Source organism: Labrys sp. KB_33_2 (assembly GCF_052114505.1).
GTDB lineage: Bacteria > Pseudomonadota > Alphaproteobacteria > Rhizobiales > Labraceae > Labrys.
Map to the genome: position 1 here is coordinate 70,420 of NZ_JBFREW010000019.1, position 17,468 is coordinate 87,887.

13 protein-coding genes are annotated in these 17,468 nt (G+C 62.5%); 6 read left to right on the top strand and 7 right to left on the bottom strand.

Features of this window, described 5'->3' with window-relative positions; translation table 11 throughout:
- Nucleotides 1-184: 184 nt before the first annotated feature.
- From AB4037_RS28405 to AB4037_RS28425, 5 genes are all read left to right on the top strand, one after another.
- A complete protein-coding gene (locus AB4037_RS28405) occupies nt 185-4,201 on the top strand; it encodes a PAS domain-containing protein (protein WP_441773774.1) in 4,017 nt (1,338 codons plus the stop codon).
- A gap of 307 nt (nt 4,202-4,508) precedes the next feature.
- The gene (locus AB4037_RS28410) at nt 4,509-5,759 is read left to right on the top strand and encodes a sarcosine oxidase subunit beta family protein (protein WP_441773775.1); all 1,251 of its coding nucleotides are present in this window, start codon (nt 4,509-4,511) and stop codon (nt 5,757-5,759) included.
- 110 nt (nt 5,760-5,869) lie between these two features.
- Nucleotides 5,870-6,148: a sarcosine oxidase subunit delta gene (locus tag AB4037_RS28415; protein ID WP_149251521.1), complete on the top strand. Its 279-nt coding sequence runs from the start codon at nt 5,870-5,872 to the stop codon at nt 6,146-6,148.
- On the top strand, nt 6,145-9,126 hold the full coding sequence (locus tag AB4037_RS28420) for a sarcosine oxidase subunit alpha family protein (RefSeq protein WP_441773776.1): 2,982 nt from the start codon (nt 6,145-6,147) through the stop codon (nt 9,124-9,126). The genes AB4037_RS28415 and AB4037_RS28420 overlap by 4 nt, the downstream gene beginning before the upstream one ends.
- A complete protein-coding gene (locus tag AB4037_RS28425; protein ID WP_434955642.1) occupies nt 9,119-9,718 on the top strand; it encodes a sarcosine oxidase subunit gamma in 600 nt (199 codons plus the stop codon). Before AB4037_RS28420 ends, AB4037_RS28425 begins: the two co-directional genes overlap by 8 nt.
- A 74-nt stretch (nt 9,719-9,792) precedes the next feature.
- Here AB4037_RS28425 and AB4037_RS28430 read toward each other — a convergent pair whose 3' ends face one another.
- From AB4037_RS28430 to AB4037_RS28440, 3 genes are all read right to left on the bottom strand, one after another.
- Nucleotides 9,793-11,391, bottom strand: a complete 1,599-nt coding sequence (locus tag AB4037_RS28430) for a peptide ABC transporter substrate-binding protein (protein ID WP_441773777.1) — start codon at nt 11,389-11,391, stop codon at nt 9,793-9,795.
- Nucleotides 11,392-11,514: 123 nt separating this feature from the next.
- Entirely contained in the window at nt 11,515-12,387 is an 873-nt protein-coding gene (locus AB4037_RS28435) for a DMT family transporter (RefSeq protein WP_441773778.1), read from the bottom strand.
- An 8-nt stretch (nt 12,388-12,395) separates the two neighbouring features.
- Nucleotides 12,396-13,301 carry an SDR family oxidoreductase gene (locus AB4037_RS28440; protein ID WP_441773779.1) on the bottom strand — a complete coding sequence of 302 codons (906 nt, stop codon included), beginning with the start codon at nt 13,299-13,301 and terminating at the stop codon, nt 12,396-12,398.
- Between the two features lie 92 nt (nt 13,302-13,393).
- Here AB4037_RS28440 and AB4037_RS28445 point away from each other — a divergent pair, with 92 nt between their 5' ends.
- On the top strand, nt 13,394-13,969 hold the full coding sequence (locus tag AB4037_RS28445; protein ID WP_441773805.1) for a TetR/AcrR family transcriptional regulator: 576 nt from the start codon (nt 13,394-13,396) through the stop codon (nt 13,967-13,969).
- 46 nt (nt 13,970-14,015) lie between these two features.
- Here AB4037_RS28445 and AB4037_RS28450 read toward each other — a convergent pair whose 3' ends face one another.
- The 4 genes from AB4037_RS28450 to AB4037_RS28465 form a co-directional block, all read right to left on the bottom strand.
- Nucleotides 14,016-14,351 (bottom strand): ArsR/SmtB family transcription factor, encoded by a 336-nt coding sequence (locus AB4037_RS28450; protein ID WP_441773780.1) that lies wholly within the window; start codon nt 14,349-14,351, stop codon nt 14,016-14,018.
- Nucleotides 14,352-15,127: 776 nt separating this feature from the next.
- Entirely contained in the window at nt 15,128-15,442 is a 315-nt protein-coding gene (locus AB4037_RS28455) for a hypothetical protein (protein WP_441773781.1), read from the bottom strand.
- Complete coding sequence (locus tag AB4037_RS28460) at nt 15,406-15,621, bottom strand: hypothetical protein (protein WP_441773782.1); 216 nt, start codon at nt 15,619-15,621, stop codon at nt 15,406-15,408. The genes AB4037_RS28455 and AB4037_RS28460 overlap by 37 nt, the downstream gene beginning before the upstream one ends.
- A gap of 655 nt (nt 15,622-16,276) precedes the next feature.
- Nucleotides 16,277-17,422: a DegT/DnrJ/EryC1/StrS family aminotransferase gene (locus tag AB4037_RS28465; RefSeq protein WP_434955648.1), complete on the bottom strand. Its 1,146-nt coding sequence runs from the start codon at nt 17,420-17,422 to the stop codon at nt 16,277-16,279.
- Nucleotides 17,423-17,468 lie beyond the last annotated feature (46 nt).

Genomic DNA, 17,468 nt, shown 5'->3' on the forward strand with positions numbered 1-17,468 from the left:
GGCGTCTGGGAAGTGTTTCCTCGGCTTACCGAATGTTCTCGGGCGCCTATTCCGGTGCGGGCGCAAATCACTGCTGAAAAAGGCAAAAATTCCTGCGACGACATTTGGCAATGACGTAGCTTCTCGGTACCATCATGGCAATTCCAATGCTGTTGATTTCGCTCGCGCAGTTGAGATCCGCCAGATGAAGATAGATGCCGGGCTGGGCTCCGATCGCTTCGATGCGGTCGTTCTTCCGGGCGATGTGGCTCTGCTTCGCCGCGTCATCGAGCAAGCCGGTGTCGCCATGGCACTGATCGGGCATGACGGCCGGTTTTGCTATGCCAATCCGGCCTTTTGTCGGCTCACCGGTTACCAGGCGGCAGACTATGTCGGCATGACTCTTGTCGACCTTGCTCATCCGGAGGACCGGGCCGGTCTTTCCTGGGATGGTTGGGACGAGGACGGTGTCAAGCGCCGCTATCGTCGCCATGACGGCACGGTCTTCACCGGCATGACCAGCCTCTCCCAACTGGCCAAGCCGGACGAGGCCTCGCCCTATGCCGCCATTGCGCAAATCGTGGCCGTGTCGGCCCAAATGCCGAACGAGACGAGCCTGGCCGAGGCGGAGTGGCGTTGGCGCCAGGCTCTGGAGGGGTCTAGGCAGGTCGTGTGGGACTTCGACGTGCCCACTGCGATGGTGTGGGTGTCGCCGCATTGGTGCACGATGCTCAACCTTCCGGACGACGAGTACGTGCTTTCGATCGGCAATTGGCAGAGCAGGATGCACCCGGACGATCTCGCCCGCACGGCGGAGGCCGCGGAGCGTGTTCGGCTCAATGGCGATCGTGATTTCGACGTCACCTACCGATTGAAGCACAGTGACGGCCATTGGATCTGGGTGATAAGCCGAGGCCGGACGGTCGAGTATGCACCCGACGGCACCGCCAGGCGCATGATCGGAACCATCACCGACATCACGCGGCAAAAGGAGATGGAGGCACGCCTTTCCACCGTCTCGGAGCGATTGGAAGTTGCCGTGCAGGCCGGTGGCATCGGCATCTTCCACGTCGATTATCCCTCGGGGCTCCGGCATTGGGATGCGCGAACCTACGCGCTTCACGGCGTCACGCCGGAGACGTTCGACAACACGATGGAAGCGTTCCGCAGCTTGCTTTCGCCCGAAGATGCTGCCCGGGTCGACCGTATCCGTCGGAGCGGTCTGCGGTCGGGCTCGCACTATCAGCTCGACTATCGCATCCGGCATCCGAAGACGGGCAGGGGGCGTCATATCCGCTCGACGGTTCGGCTGATCCGAGGAGAGGACGGCGCCCTGACGCATGGGATCGGTGTCTGCTGGGACGTCACCGACGATGTGGAACGCAATCAGAGGCTGCACGACACGCTGGTCCTGCTGCAGGCCGTGATGAACGGGACGCCCGACCTGATCTACGCCAAGGATCGCGACGGTCGCTACGCGCTGGTCAATCCCTCGGTCGAGAGGCTGATGGGGAAGACGAGCGATGAAATCCTGGGTCGATCCGACACCGAGATTTTTTCGGCCGAGGTGGCGGGCGCCCTGATCGAGAACGACCGCCACGTGATGGAGAGCGGGGAACCCTCCACCATGGAGGAAACGGCGATGCTCGAGGGCTTGCGGCGCACCTATTCCTCCACCAAGGCGCCCCGGCGCAACGAGCGTGGCGAGATTACCGGGCTGATCGGCATCTCCCGCGACATCACCGATGCCAAGGTCGCCGAGGCGGCTTTGCGGCAAAGTGAGATGCGCTGGCAGTTTGCTCTCTATGGATCGGGCGACGGGGTCTGGGACCAAAATCTCGAGACCGGGGAGGTGTTCTATTCGCATCAGTGGAAAGCAATGCTGGGCTACGGGGAGGGCGAGATCGGCACCAGCGCGAGCGAGTGGTCGGATCGCGTTCATCCCGAAGACCTGCCGTATTGCCAGGCGACTATCGAGGCGCATCTGCGTGGCGAGACGCCGGATTTCGTTTTCGAGAACCGTCTGCTCGCCAAGGATGGCAACTGGCGCTGGATCTATGACCGGGGCAAGGTGGTCGAACGGGCAGCGGACGGGCGTGCTTTGCGCATTATCGGAACCCATACCGACATCACCGCACGCAAGGAGGCCGAGAGCGCTATCCTGGCCCTCAATCAGCGGCTGCAACTGGCGATCGAGGCGGCTGGCGTCGGTGTCTTCGAGTATGATTTTGCCTCCCAGCGCTATAGCTGGGACGATCGCCTCCACCAGCTCTATGAAATGGCGCCGGGCAGCTATGACGGCAGCCGGGAGGCCTGGCTCGATCGCATTCATCCGGACGACGTCGTCGCGATCACGCGCGAATATGACAGGGCGATGCGCGAAGACTCGCTGTTCGACATGGAATTCCGCTTGCGGGTCCAGCGTTCCGGCAAGATCCGCCACATCCATTCGCTCGCCCGGGTGATCCGCGACGAGGCCGGCGCGCCTGTCCGCACGGTCGGCATGGATTGGGATGTCACCGAGCACAAGGAACTGGTGGAGGCACTGTTCGAGGAAAAGGAGCGATTGCGGATCACCCTGCATTCGATCGGGGACGCCGTGATCTCGACCGACGCTCACGCAAGGGTCACCTTCATGAACCCGGTCGCGGAAGAAATGACGGGATGGATGGGCCGGGATGCGGTCGGCAAGCGCCTGGCCGAGGTGTTTCGCATCGTCGATGAAACCACTGGCGAGATCCTTGCCGATCCGGTGGAGACCTGCCTGGCTCGGATGCGCCCCTATTATCTCAGCGACGGCGCCGTCCTGCTGCGGCGCGATGGTGAGCGACGCAGCGTGCGCGACTCGGCCGCTCCCGTGCGGACGGCCACGGGAGAAATCATCGGTGCGGTGCTGGTGTTCCAGGACGTGACAAAGGCCCGCGTCCTGCAGCAGGCACTCGAACACTCGGCCAATCACGACAGTCTGACCGGGCTTCCCAACCGGTCCGCCTTCGAGCGCGAGATCCGACTTTCGCTGGAGCGCGCGCGCCAGGGCGAACATTGGCACGTGCTGTGCTTCATCGACCTCGATCGTTTCAAGATCGTCAACGACAGTGCCGGGCATGCTGCCGGCGACGCGCTGCTGCGCGAGGTCGCCAATCTCATGCGCCGCGTCTGCCGGCCGGAGGATGTGCCGGCGCGCCTGGGCGGTGACGAGTTCGCACTGCTGCTGCGCGATTGCTCGATCGGCGACGGGGAGGCGGTTGCGCAGCGCTTTCTGCGTGGCCTGGCCGAATTGCGCTTCGCTTGGGATGGCCGGACCTATCAGATCGGGGCCAGCATGGGGCTGACCAAGATCGATGTGCACTCACCGCGGCAGGATGAGTTGATGAGCCAGGCCGACATCGCCTGCTACACGGCCAAGACCTCCGGCCGAAACCAGTTTGCGGTCTATGGTGACGGTGAGAGTGCGGCCCATCGCAATCACAGCGAGATGCGGGTGGCTGCGGGCATTCGCCATGCGATTGAAGCCAATCGCTTCCGCCTTTATGCCCAAGAGATCTTCGATCTTTCCGGACAGGGCGGCGGACAGCGGCATTTCGAGATCCTGCTCCGCATGCTCGACGATGCCGGCAACATCGTCGCGCCGGCTGCCTTCATCCCGGCCTCCGAACATTATGACCTGATGGGCAGCATCGACCGCTGGGTCATCCACACCACGTTCCGTCGCTATGGTGCCCATCTGCTGGGCGCCGACGACATCACCCTTGCCATCAATCTCTCGGCCAACTCCTTGAACGATCCCTTCCTCTGGCCGCTGCTGCAGGAGGAGTTTGCGCAATCGGGCCTGCCGCCCCGGCGGATCCATTTCGAGATTACCGAGACTGCCGTGATCAACAATCTGGCGGCCGCCCAGCAGTTTCTTTCCAGGGCGCGTGCTGCCGGCTGCGGTGTGATCCTCGACGATTTCGGCAAGGGACTGTCCTCCTTCACCTATCTCAGGCAATTCTCCGTCGACGGCCTGAAGATCGATGGCGATTTCATCCGGCAGATGACACAGAGCGAAGTCGATCGCGCCATCGTCGAATCGATCAATACGGTCGGTCATCGCCTGGGTGCCATTACGGTGGCCGAGCAGGTGGAGAATGAGGAGACTTTGGCTCTGTTGCGTGGCCTGGGCGTCGATCAGGCCCAGGGCTTCATCCTGGCTCGGCCGCAGCCGCTGGATGCCCTGTTTTGAGCCATTTGCGAGCGGTCGCTATTCGTGGTGAAACTTTTTTCCTGGCATTAAAGTAGCAAAAGATCTTGCACGCGCAGGAATAATCTTTCACTGTGGGTAACAGGCTGCTATGCCTATGAACGAGGCAGCCCATATTCGATGAGGGCAGAGGTACCCATGATTCTCGACGATAAGCGCTGATCGTGCCGGCGTGGCCTGGTCTTGGATGTGGGCGCTAGGGCAGCATGCTCTCGAATCCACCTCTCGCCAGGCGGCCAAGCGACCGGACGACCGAAGTTTTCCGAACTCTTCCCCGGCAAGAAGATCGATGCATTACTCTCTGTTCTCCCTTCTCAAGAATGCCCTGAACGGCCACCGTGGCTGGACGCCGACCTGGCGTGACGCCGAGCCGCGCCTCAACTACGACGTGATCATCATCGGCGGCGGTGGCCACGGTCTGGCCACGGCCTATTATCTCGCCAAGAATCACGGCATCACTAATGTCGCCGTGATCGAGAAGGGCTGGATCGGCGGCGGCAATGTCGGCCGCAACACCACGATCGTGCGCTCGAACTACATGTTGCAGGGCAATATTCCCTTCTACGAGCACGCCATGAAGCTGTGGGAGGGCCTGGAGCAGGATCTCAACTACAATGCGATGATGAGCCAGCGCGGCGTGCTGAACCTCTATCATTCCGACGCCCAGCGCGACGCCTTCGCCCGCCGCGGCAATGCCATGCGCCTGAACGGCGTCGATGCCGAACTGCTCGATCGCGATGGCGTGAAGGCGATGGCGCCTTTCCTCAACTTCGACAATGCCCGTTTCCCGATCCAGGGCGGCCTGCTGCAGCGGCGCGGCGGCACGGCGCGTCACGATGCGGTGGCCTGGGGCTATGCGCGTGCCGCCAGCGATCGCGGTGTCGATATCATCCAGAATTGCGAAGTGAAGGGCTTTGTCCGCGAAGGCGATGCCATCGTGGGTGTCGAGACCACCCGCGGCACCATCCGGGCCAAGAAGATCGGCATGGCGGTAGCGGGCAATACCTCCAAGGTCGGTACCATGGCGGGATTGCGCCTGCCGATCGAGAGCCATGTGCTGCAGGCCTTCGTCACCGAGGGGCTCAAGCCGCTGATCCCGGGCGTGATCACTTTCGGCGCCGGCCATTTCTATGTCAGCCAGTCCGACAAGGGCGGCCTGGTCTTCGGCGGCGACATCGATGGCTACAATTCCTATGCCCAGCGCGGCAATATGCCGGTGGTGGAGGATGTCTGCGAAGGCGGCATGGCGGTGATGCCGATGATCGGCCGTCTCAGGCTGCTGCGCAGCTGGGGCGGCATCATGGACATGTCGATGGATGGCTCGCCCATCATCGACAAGAGCGGCATCGACGGCCTCTATCTCAATTGCGGCTGGTGCTATGGCGGCTTCAAGGCGACGCCGGCTTCCGGTTGGTGCTTTGCCCATCTCATTGCCAAGGATCAGCCGCACGACGTGGCGGCGGCCTATCGGCTCAATCGCTTCGAGACAGGAGCGGTGATCGACGAAAAGGGCCAGGGCGCCCAACCCAATCTTCACTAGAGCACAACGCGGTTGGTAGAACGCGATTTTGCTCTAGCTCTTTGTTTCAACGCGTTTTTGCGATTCTTGGCGAAGCCGTCGGATCGCAAAACACTTCAAGGCACGGTTCAATGCGGATTGCCTGTCCTTATTGCGGTGCGCGCGGCGTGCACGAATTCACCTATCTCGGCGATGCCGGGCCGAGCCGTCCGGATGCCTCGGCGCCGGACGCCGGCAAGCACTTTTATGAATATGCCTACCTGCGCGACAACCCCGAGGGAGCGCATGAGGAGTTCTGGTATCACGGCTCGGGCTGCCGTTCCTGGCTCAAGGTCCGGCGCAACACCAAGACCCACGCAATCGAAAAGGCTGAACTGGTGATGCCTCAAGCTTTGGGAGCCGCATCATGAGCGAGGCCGTTTCCTTCCGTCTGCCCTCCGCCGGCCTGGTCGATCGTAACAGCACGGTGCGGTTCCGCTTCGACGGCAACAGCTATGAAGGGCTTGGTGGCGACACGCTGGCCTCGGCCCTGCTTGCCAACGGCATCCGCCTGGTCGGGCGCTCGTTCAAATATCACCGTCCACGCGGCATCTTCACCGCGGGCCCGGAGGAACCGAATGCGCTGGTGGAACTGCGCAGCGGCGCCCGACGCGAGCCCAATACCAAGGCCACTACGATCGAATTGTACGAAGGCCTGGAGGCGGCGAGCCAGAACCGTTGGCCCTCGCTGAAATTCGACCTCTTGTCGGTAAACCAGCTCGCTGGCCCGATCTTTGTCGGGGGCTTCTACTACAAGACTTTCATGTGGCCGGCGGCCCTGTGGGAGAAGCTCTATGAGCCGATGATCCGCCGTGCCGCGGGCCTCGGCAGCGCCAGTCAATTGCCGGATCCCGACACCTACGAGAAGGCCGCCGCCTTCTGCGACGTGCTGGTGATCGGTGCCGGGCCGGCTGGCCTGATGGCGGCGCTCGAGGCGGGCCGGGCCGGCGCGCGCGTGATCCTGTGCGACGATGATTTCCGGCTTGGCGGGCGGTTGTTGGCCGAGCGGCATGAGGTCGGCGGCAAGCCGGCCGCTGCCTTTGCCGCCGATATCGAGGCGGAACTCGCTTCCATGCCCGAGGTGCGCATCTTCAGACGCACCCAGGTGTTCGGCGTCTATGACACGGGTACCTATGGTGCCCTGGAGCGGGTTGCCGATCACCTGCCCGTACCGCCCGCCCATCAGCCGCGTCAGCGCCTGTGGCACATCATGGCCAAGCGCTGCATCAACGCCATGGGCGCCATCGAGCGACCCATCGTCTTCGGCGGCAATGACCGTCCGGGCGTGATGCTCGCCTCAGCAGCGCGCAGCTACCTCAACCGTTATGGCGTAGCGCCGGGCCGCCAAGCGGTGGTGTTCACCACCAGCGACGATGGCTGGCGCACGGCGGCCGATCTCGTGGCTGCCGGTGTAACCGTGGCAGCGGTCGTTGATCCGCGCCGTGAGGTCGATGCGGCGGTGTCCGGCTGGGCCGGCAAGGCGGGAACGCGCACTTTGCTCGGTGCGAGCGTGACCGACGCCAAGGGCGGCGCCCAGGGCGTCAAGTCGGTCGAGGTGATCGCCGAGCGCAAGCGCGAGACTATTCCCGCCGATTTCCTGGCGGTGTCCGGTGGCTGGAACCCGCAGGTCGCACTCACCACCCATAAGGGCGCCCGGCCGCGCTGGTCGGATGAGCTTGCGGCTTTCGTGCCGGGCGATCTGCCTGATGGCATGACGGTGGCCGGGGCCGCCAATGGCGACTTTTCCCTGGGTGCTTGCCTGCGGGCGGGCGCGCAAGCGGGCCGGGCCGCGGCTGGCGATCTCGGCTTTTCCGCCGGGCAGGCTCCGATCCCGGCCTGTGACGACGAGCCGACGGGCCTCAAGCCGCTCTGGCATGTCGCCGAGACGAAGAGCAAGGCTTTCGTCGACCAGCAGAACGACGTCACGGCCAAGGACATCGAGATCGCCCATCGCGAAGGCTTCCGCTCGGTCGAACATCTCAAGCGCTACACCACGCTCGGCATGGCGACCGACCAGGGCAAGACCTCGAACATCTCGGGCCATGCCATGATGGCGGGCCTGCTCGGCCGTTCGATGACGGAGGTCGGCACCACGGTTTCGCGTCCGCCGCATTTCCCGGTGGCGATCGGCGCTTTGGCCGGGCCACATCGCGACAAGCATTTCAAGGCAACGCGCCTTACGGCGGGTCATGAATGGGCGATGGCCAACGGCGCCACCATGGTGGAGGCCGGCCAGTGGCTGCGCCCACAATGGTTCTCACGTCCGGGCGAGAAAGACTGGCTGGAGAGCGTCTGCCGCGAGGTCAAGACCACTCGCTCGATTGTCGGCGTGTGCGATGTCTCGACCCTCGGCAAGATCGACATCAAGGGGGCCGATGCCGGCGCTTTCCTCGACCGCGTCTATATCAATACCTTCTCGACTGTTGCTGTCGGTAAATGCCGCTACGGCCTGATGCTGCGCGAAGACGGCTTCGTCATGGATGACGGCACGGCGGCCCGCTTTGCGCCCGATCATTATGTGATCTCGACCACCACGGCGAATGCCGTGAAGGTGATGCAGCATCTCGAATTTTGCCGCCAGACGCTCTGGCCCGAACTCGACGTCTCGCTATCCTCGATCACCGAGCAGTGGTCGCAATATGCGGTGGCCGGGCCGAAGGCGCGGGAACTGCTGCAGAAGCTCTACGGCGCCAGCGCCGATCTGTCGAACGAAGCCTTCCCCTATATGGGATGTGCAACGCTGCAGCTCGGCAATGTCGGCTCGCGGCTCTACCGGCTCTCCTTCTCGGGTGAACTCGCCTTTGAGATCGCGGTACCAGCCCATTACGGCCTTGCGCTGCTCCAGGCGCTGATGACCCTGGCCGAGGAAATCGGCGGCTGCGCCTACGGCACCGAGGCTCTCGGCGTCATGCGCGTGGAGAAGGGGCATGTCGCCGGCAACGAGCTCAACGGCCAGACCACGGCCCGCGATCTTGGCCTCGGCAAGATGATGTCGACCAAGAAGGACTATATCGGCCGTGTCCTGGCCCAGCGTCCGGCCTTGGTGGCGCCCGATCGTCCCGGCCTCGTCGGCGTCAAGCCGGTCAATCCGGCGGATCGGCTGCGTGCCGGCTCGCATTTCCTCAAGAAGGGGGCCGCGGCTGTCGCGGCCAACGATGAGGGCTTTGCGACTTCCGTGGTCTATTCGCCGATGCTCGAAAGCTGGATCGGCCTTGGTCTTCTTGCCAATGGCCCATCCCGCCACGGCGAGGTGATCCGGGCCTATGACCCGGTGCGCAACGGCGACATCGAGGTCGAAGTCCTCTCGCCCATCTTCTTTGATCCTGAAGGGAGCCGTCTCCATGTTTGACGCCATCAGTGCCGGGCGTTTGGAGTCCCGTAGCGCCTTTGCCGGCTTGCTGAAACCGGTGGGAACGGGGGCGGGCGTCACCGTGCAGGATCGCTCAGGCCTGGAAATCGTCACCCTGGCCGCCCGCAAGGGGCAGGAGGGAGCGCTGGCGGCCCGCATGCAGGCCGCCTATGGCCTCGGGCTGCCGAATGGGCCCAAGCGCGCCGTCGCCGGCGCGCTCGCCGCCCTGGGCATCGGGCCGTCGGCCTGGCTGGTTACGCGCGAAGCTGGCGAGGCCAATTTGCTTGTCTCGGATCTGGTCGAAGCGGTTGGCACGCTGGCGTCAGTAACCGACCAGACCTCCGGTTATGCCGCGTTGCGGGTGTCAGGTCCGCGAGCCCGCGATATGTTCGCCAAGGGGCTGGACATCGACCTGCATCCGCGCGCGTTCGCCCCGGGCGACGTCGCGGTCACCGCATGCTCGCATATCGGCGTGACGCTGTGGCAGCTCGACGAAACGCCGACCTATGAGATCGCCCTGTTTCGGAGTATGGCCGGCAGCTTTTGGCACTGGCTTGGTGACAGCGCCGCGGAATTCGGCCTGGTGGCGTAACAGGGTTTCTGTTTGGGCACGTGCTCAGCCTTACCCTGTCCTCAACGGGGAAAGGGCAAGGCTGAGAGATTTCGTCACTCTTCCTTGCTGAGGAACCGCGTCAGATGCTCGTTGGCGGCGTTGTCCTGCCATCCCTTCACCTTGTTCGAGACCAACCAGAGATCGGCATTGGAGAGTAGCGGCGCGACGGGTTGGTCGCGCGCCAGCAGCGCCTCGGCATTCTCCAGAATCTTCAGGCGCTTGGCCGGATCGGCTTCCGTATAGGATTTGGCGACCAGCGCGTCATAGTCCGGACTGGCAAAATGGGAATAGTTGAACGCCTTGTTGGCCGTCATTGGTAGCGCCAGGAAGTTTTCGGCGTCGGCATAGTCGGCCACCCAGGCCGCGCGCGCCACCTCGAAGGTGCCGCCGTCGCGCAGGAAGGCGTAGTGGGACTTGCTGTCCGAATTGAGCAGCGAGACCTCCACGCCGAGCGCTTTCCACATATCGGCCACGGCGGTGGCGATCCGGCGATTGTTGTCGTTGGTGCCGAAACGGATGGTGAGCTTCAGTGGCTTGCCGCCCTCGCCGAAGCCGGCCTGCTTGAGCAGGTCCTTGGCGGCGTCCTCGCGGTCGAGCTGGGGCATCTGCGCGAAATCAGGCTTGGCGGATGTATAGCCTGGCAGGCCCGAAGGGACAAAGCTGTAGCTGCCGACGCGTGTTCCCGAGAAGATCTTCTCGGCCAGGAAATCGCGATCGACCGCCATCGACAGAGCGCGCCGAACCCTGGCATCGTTGAAGGGCGGGGTGCGGGTGTCGAAGGCATAATACTCATTGGTCAGGTTCGGCGAGACATGCACCTGATCGCCCACCTTCTCCTTGAGAAATTTCAACTGATCGGCCGCGAACTCGAAGGTCATATCGAGCTCGCCCGCAAGAAAGCGTCGCTGGGCTGCGGCCTGGTCATCGATCGGATAGGAGATCACCTTATCGATGCGAACATTGGCGGCATCCCAGTAACGCTGGTTCTTCACCAGCGTGACATGATCATTGGCAAGGTTCTCGGTCAGGGTGTAGGCACCGTTGGAGATCAAATTGCCGGGCTTGACAAAGTCGGCCTTGAGCTTCTCGACCGAGGCCTGATGCACCGGCAGGGCGCTTTGATTGGCAAGAAGTTGCAGGAGATAGGGCGTTGGCCGTTCCAGCGTGATCTCCAACGTTCTATCATCGAGGGCCTTGACGCCGAGCGTGTCGACGCCGGCCTTGCCGCTGTTCACGGCTTCGGCATTCTTGATCGGATAAAACAGATTGGCGAAGCTGGCGGCTTCCTTGGGATCCTCGAGCCGGCGGAAGCTGAAGACGAAGTCACCGGCGGTGACCGGATCGCCATTGGACCATTTGGCGTTGGGGCGCAGCTTGAAGGTATAGACGAGACCGTCGGACGACATCGACCAGCTCTCGGCTGTCCCCGATGTGATCTTGCCGGCAGCGTCGAAAACGGTGAGTCCCTCGAACAGGTCCTTGAGGATGAACTGTTCGGCAATGATCGAGCTGTGGGTTGGATCGAGCGTCTGCGCCTCGGCACCATTGCCTTTGTGAAGCACCGTCTCGGCCCAGGCAGGGTGGGCGGACCCACTCAAAAGGCCGGCCGTGAGGGGGAGGACGAGGGCGAATAGTCTCAGTGCGGGCTTCATGCGGACTTCCCCTTATGGGCGTCCCGGCTGTTGCCGAGATTCGTTATGGCACGAGTAAACGTGCTCGTTCCGCCCGCGACAACCCTGGATATTCGCGGGGGATAAGACCTTCGGGGCCTGGGTTCAGATTGCGGTCCGGCGCAACAACAAGATGAGTCCCGCCGCGATGATGAAGGCGGCTCCGAGCAGGGTCACCATGTCCGGTACGTCGCCGAAGGCGAAATAGCCGACGATGGCGGCGCCAACGAGTTCGGCATAGACGAGAGGTGCCAGGGTCGAGGCATCGGCGAAGCGAAAGGCGATGATGGAGAGCAGGTGGCAGACCGCCGAGATCAGGCCGAGGCCGGCGAAGAGCAGGAGATGATCGACTGCGGGGGCGGACCAGGAAAGCACAGCCTGCGGCGTAAGCAGCGCGGCACCGACGAAGCACTGAAAAGCCAGGGTCTTGACGGGATCACTCTGCTGGGCCGCCCGCCTGGTGGCGATCAGGTAGAAGGCAAAGCAGATGCCGGAGGCCAGGGCCAGCAGAATGCCGGGCTCGATGGCGCTGCCGGGCTGGAGAATGATGAGCGAGCCGGCGAAGCCCAAAGCGAGGCTGACGCCCTTGGCCAGCGTCATGCGTTCCTTGAGCACGACGACCGAAAGCGCGACGGCCAAGACCGGGCCTACGAAATAGGCGCAAAGCGCCGTCGCCAGCGGGATGCGGGCAATGGCCAGGAAATACAGGGTCATCGCCGCGACCAGGAAGACGGTGCGCGCGACATGGGAAGCAAGATGCTCGGCCGGGAACATCCTCTTGCCATGCAGGAGGGCCGAGAGAGGCAGTACCGCCAGACCGGCCACTGCATAGCGCGCCCAGCCGATGAAGAAAGGCGAGTAGTCGGCACTCAGATATTTGGCGATGCCGTCGACGGACGGCACGCTCACCATCGCAATGATCATGGCCAGGATGCCTCGGGTGGATCCTGAGGTTTCGGCGGAGGCAGGCATGGCCATGAAGGAACCTATCGATAACCGGTCGCGTCAGCCGGCTTCCCGGCTTCTTCGACCTCCGGAATGTAGCGCCAAGCGTCGGGCTGGGAGCCGTCAAGATCGGTGAAACCGTAGATTCGCGCCAGTTGTCCGCTCGAAAGAGACTGCCCGTTCCAGCGATTCTTTTCAGCATCGCCTGCAAGAGCCGCCACTGCACGCCCGACAAAGCGCGGCGTTTCCGAAATGACGAAATGCGGCACCGTCGCCATGGCATCCCGCCAGTTTTCTTCTGAGACGCCGAACGCCTCGAGCATCATTTCCGAACGCAGCCAGCCCGGGGTGAGTGCCACCGAGGTCGCGCCATGCTTGGCAAGGTCCTTGGCATGCGCCCAGGCGAGGCGGATCACCGATGTCTTCACCAGATCGTAAAAGGGCGAGAGACGATAGTGTTCGGCATTGTATGCCGCCGTCCCGTCCGTCATCTCCACGAGAAGACCGCCGGGGCGCTCGATCAGCAGGGGCAGGGCGTGGTGTGCGGTGATCAGATGGGTATCGATGCCCAGGCGCAGCAGGCGCAATCCCTTGTCGAGATCGTGCTCCCAGACGGCCTTGTTCCATTCGAACAATTTCTCGCCGCCCCAGATGTCGTTGACCAGGATGTCGAGGCGGCCATGTTCGGTCCGGATCCGTTCCACCAGACCGCGCACCTCGTCGGGTACGAGATGGTCGACGCGGACGGCAATGCCCTTGCCGCCCGCCGCATTGATCAGTTCGGCCGTCTCCTCGATGGTTTCCGGCCGGTCATATTCCGAGCGATGGCCGCGCGTGCTGCGTCCGGTGACATAGACGGTTGCGCCTGCCGCACCGAGTTCGACGGCAACGCCTCGGCCGGCTCCTCGCGTGCCGCCCGTGACCAGTGCGATCTTTCTGTCCAGCATGAGAACAACTCCCAGTTTCGATAGCGAGCACCTTTTCTCGTTGCTCGAAACAATATATATAAATGATCGTTCGGTTATAAATGGTTGTCAAGATGCCTAGACACAAGACTCTGTCCGATGAGGCCGTGCTGGAGGCGGCCCTCAAGCTGCTTCACAGCAAGGGGCCGGAGGCTCTGACATTTGCGGGTTTGGCGCAGGCCTGCGGACTGGCCGCGGCCACTCTCGTGCAACGCTTCGGCAGCAAGGTTCACCTGAAACAGGCCGCCTTGCTGTATGCCTGGGATCGTCTAGATGAAAAAACCGCACAATTGGCAGCACGGGCATCGCGCACGCCGGAGGGCGCGATCGACCTGCTGGTCGCCCTTTCCGGGGATTATGGCGGTATCGAATCCTATGCCGAGGGATTGCTGATCCTGCGGGAGGATCTGCGCGATCCTCTATTGCGGGCCCGCGGCGCGCGCTGGCGCGCGGTTCTCGTCGGCATCCTCGATGCTTGTCTGGCGAAGCAGAGCGACGGGCAGGTGGGGCTTGGCCAGTTGATGGCCTCACAGTGGCAAGGCTCGCTGGCGTGGTGGGGCTTCGAGCCCAAATGCAGCATCGCCGACCAGGTCGGATGCGATCTCAGGCATTTCATGGCTGCACTGCAGCATCGTCGAGTGGGCGCCTGACGGGCGCCCACTCTATCACTTTAAGCCTCCTCGCGGAGGTCCAAGATCACCGGGCTTCGACGGAGCGAAGCTGCGTCACCTGAGCACGCTCCGGCAGCTTTACCGGCAGCGGCGCGTCGTCGCCTGCGTGGTCGAGCAAGGCCATGCGTTCTGCGACCCAGCTTTCCGCCAGTGCAAGCGCATGCGGCGTCATGCGATAGGTGCGCACGCGGCCGGCCTTCTCGGAGACGACGATACCCCCTGCTTCGAGCACACCGAGATGCTTGAGCACCGCAGGCATGCCCATCGAGAGGGGGAGTGCGAGTTCACTGACAGAGGCTGGTCCGCGGGCAAGACGATCGACCATGGAGCGACGGCTGGTATCGGCGAGCGCATGGAACATTCTGTCGAGTATAAGAGGATCGAGGCGAGCTTCCACGTCAGGCTACTTTCTTAGTCGGAGGAGGAAACCGGCCAGCAACGTGCCGGCCGGTGTGGCGTCAAGCCAGGGAAAACAATCGCGGGAATACCAGTCTGGCGGGTCCCGGGCCTGGAAAGGGGAGGCATCGGCGTTGAGTTTCGATGGATGGTTTGGTTCGGCGAATGCCTGGGTTTCACATGCGCGATCCGGCTCCCGATCTTGCCGGTGAATCAGCTGATACGATGAAGGAGAGAGCGTCATCGTCAGGCCTCAAAATGCCAATGATCTTCCAAACCGCGCTGGGCTGCCCAAGGAGCCTATCGAATTGATATCTTTCGAAATTCCAAACTTCTGTCCGTCTTGCCGATCACAAAAAGAAGCCCGCTGCGCGGGCTTGGGAGGGTATCGAGAGAACCGAGCGAAGGTGCGAACAGCACAGCATGGAGGGGATCTGTTTGGAGATCGCTGCGCCGTTCGCAAGAGCAATCTAGACGGGCGGCGCTAGGAGCACACTCCGTCAAATATGACGTGTCGAATTTGACGGATTGGCTGGGAGGCGCGAATAGCGCGCAGGCCTCGCGGCGTGTGAAGGCGAGGCTTTTTTGCATAAAGATGCGTAGATTGGAATAGATTTAGCAGGTTCGAGCGCTGGCAGGAAGCCGATCCTGATACCTCTTTAGTAGCAGGCTTGGCATTTGCCATGGGAAAGAGCCGATTCGGCCGCGATCGAAACAGCCGTCGAGCCGCGGTGGCTGGCCTTATTCTGCCGGCGCGGCAATCTCCTTCTCGGTCAAGGTCCGCCTAGCCAGAATCAGCGCCGCGATGGCGCAGAGGGCGATGATGGTGACCATCGGCAAGGCCGTGCCGTTGAAGAACAGGCTGGCGATCGCGATCATGACAGCCCCGGTCACCATCTGCAGCGTGCCGCCAAGGGCCGAAGCCATGCCCGCGATGGGGCCGTGACGTTCCAGCGAAAGTACCATGCTGGTCGGAATGACCAGGCCGAGGAAGGCAAAGGTGATGAACAGCATCACGATCAGGACGGGCAGGCTATCGACACCGCTGGTAACCACCGCGAAGTGACGCCGAAACCCAGAAAGAAGGCCATCAGGGTCATTTGCGCGGCGGCGGTGCTGGTCTGGAGATGCTCCGCCATCGAAGGGAGGGCGGGAATATACATATCGATTGCAAACGGGCCGATGGCGGCCAGCAGGCCGAGCACCAGAGCGTTGCGAGCAAAGCTATGCGGCATGGCAAATCCTGTGATGACCGGCGAGTTCGAGAGCCTCGAAGACGCGCCCGATGCGGGCGGGAGGCATGAACCTGAAGGTCTGCTTGCCGCTCACGTGGTTATCGCGGGCCGACTCGTCAAGCAAGAGCCTGAAATAGACAGACCAGTCCGTCCGCCGGCCGTTCTGCCGCGAAATCGCGCCTGCCGGCCGCTCGAGAAAGGAATTACGGTATGTAGGTGCTGTAGATGGTTCGAGCTGAAAAAGCTGGCAGCGACAACCGGCAACGAAAACGGGGGAAGAAGTAATACTTCTTCCCCCGTTCACCGATTTCTCGAAACGCCAAGCTTTCGCAAGCGAAATCTGCACTTGGTTATTACGTTAAACAACTCCCAGCAGAAATGGCACCCACAAACTCAATAGCGTCTTTGTTAACAAGGTAGAATGCTACAATCAATTTCGGCTCTGTCCAGCACGAAATTGAACCAGGCTATCCGTTGCGGAAGTTATATCGATTTACTTTTTTTAGACGAGCATAAGTATCAAAGCGGGTAGCTTTGGAGACTATTCGATGTTGACGTTTCACGCGTCGCAATGTGGCTCGAGTGACTGGTGATAGGCGAGCTCACCACACGAGCCATCCGTCGTGACGGCCGCGCCATCCGTCTTTTCGGCGCATCAGGCCCGGCCCGCAAGAATTTCGCGCAAGGCGCCCGCCACGATATCCGCCTTGTCTTCGGTCATGTTGTAGCCCGACGGCAGATTGATGCCGTGCCTGGCGATCGCCTGTCCCTTGTCGTGCGGGGTGACCAGGCGCTTGGCGGCCGGGCGATCGGCGAAAGCTTGCATGCTCGACAGGGGCGAGAAGAAAGGGCGCGTATCGATGTTACGCTTGTCGAATTCGGCCATCAGGCTGAACTTGTCGAGACCGAGTGCCGGATCGAGCACTACCGTCACCATCCAGAAGGAGTTCTCGCTATCTTCCGGTTCGGCATTGAGTGTGATGCCGTTAAGCCCGCCGAGCCGTTGCCGATACCAGTCGAAAATGGCGCGCTTATGGGCGATCAGCGTGTCGATGCGTTCCATCTGCGCGACGCCGAGCGCTGCCGTCACGCCGTTCATGCGATATTTGAAGGCGATTTCCTGATTGATGAAAAGGCGGTGATCTCCGGGTGCCCGGCCATGATCGCGCAGGCAGAGCACGCGCTGGTGAAGAGCGTCGTCATCGGTCACCAGCATGCCGCCCTCGCCGGTGGCGACCGTTTTCGAACCATGGAAGCTAAAGGCAGCGGCCCGTCCGAAGCTGCCCGCCCGGCGTCCGCGATAACGAGAGCCGAGAGCCTCGGCCGAATCCTCGATGAGATGGATGCCGTGCCGGTCGGCAATCTCCTGCAAGGCCTGCCAGTCACACATCGAACCATAGAGATCCACGCCCAGGATTGCCTTGGTCTTGGGGCCGATGGCGGCCTCTGCGGCGCGCGGATCGATGCACCAGGTATCCGGCAGAATGTCGACGAGCACCGGCTCGGCGCCGACATAGGTGATCGGTGCCACCGAGGCGATCCAGGTCACGTCGGGCACGATCACCTCGTCGCCCGGGCCGATGCCGAGCGCGGCCAGGATGAGATGCAGCGCCGCTGTCGCATGCGGCACGCTGACGGCATGCTTCACACCGACATAATCGGCCATCATGCGCTCGAAGCGGGCATTATAGGCATAGTGATTGGCATACCATGCCGTGCGGGCAGCCTCCGCGGCGAGTTCCGCTTCTCTCTCGGTGATGGAGGGACCTGCGACGGGAATGCGTTCGGGAGCAATGATCACGGGGACTCGGCTCTACTTGATTGGCAGTCGATACATACCGCGCTCG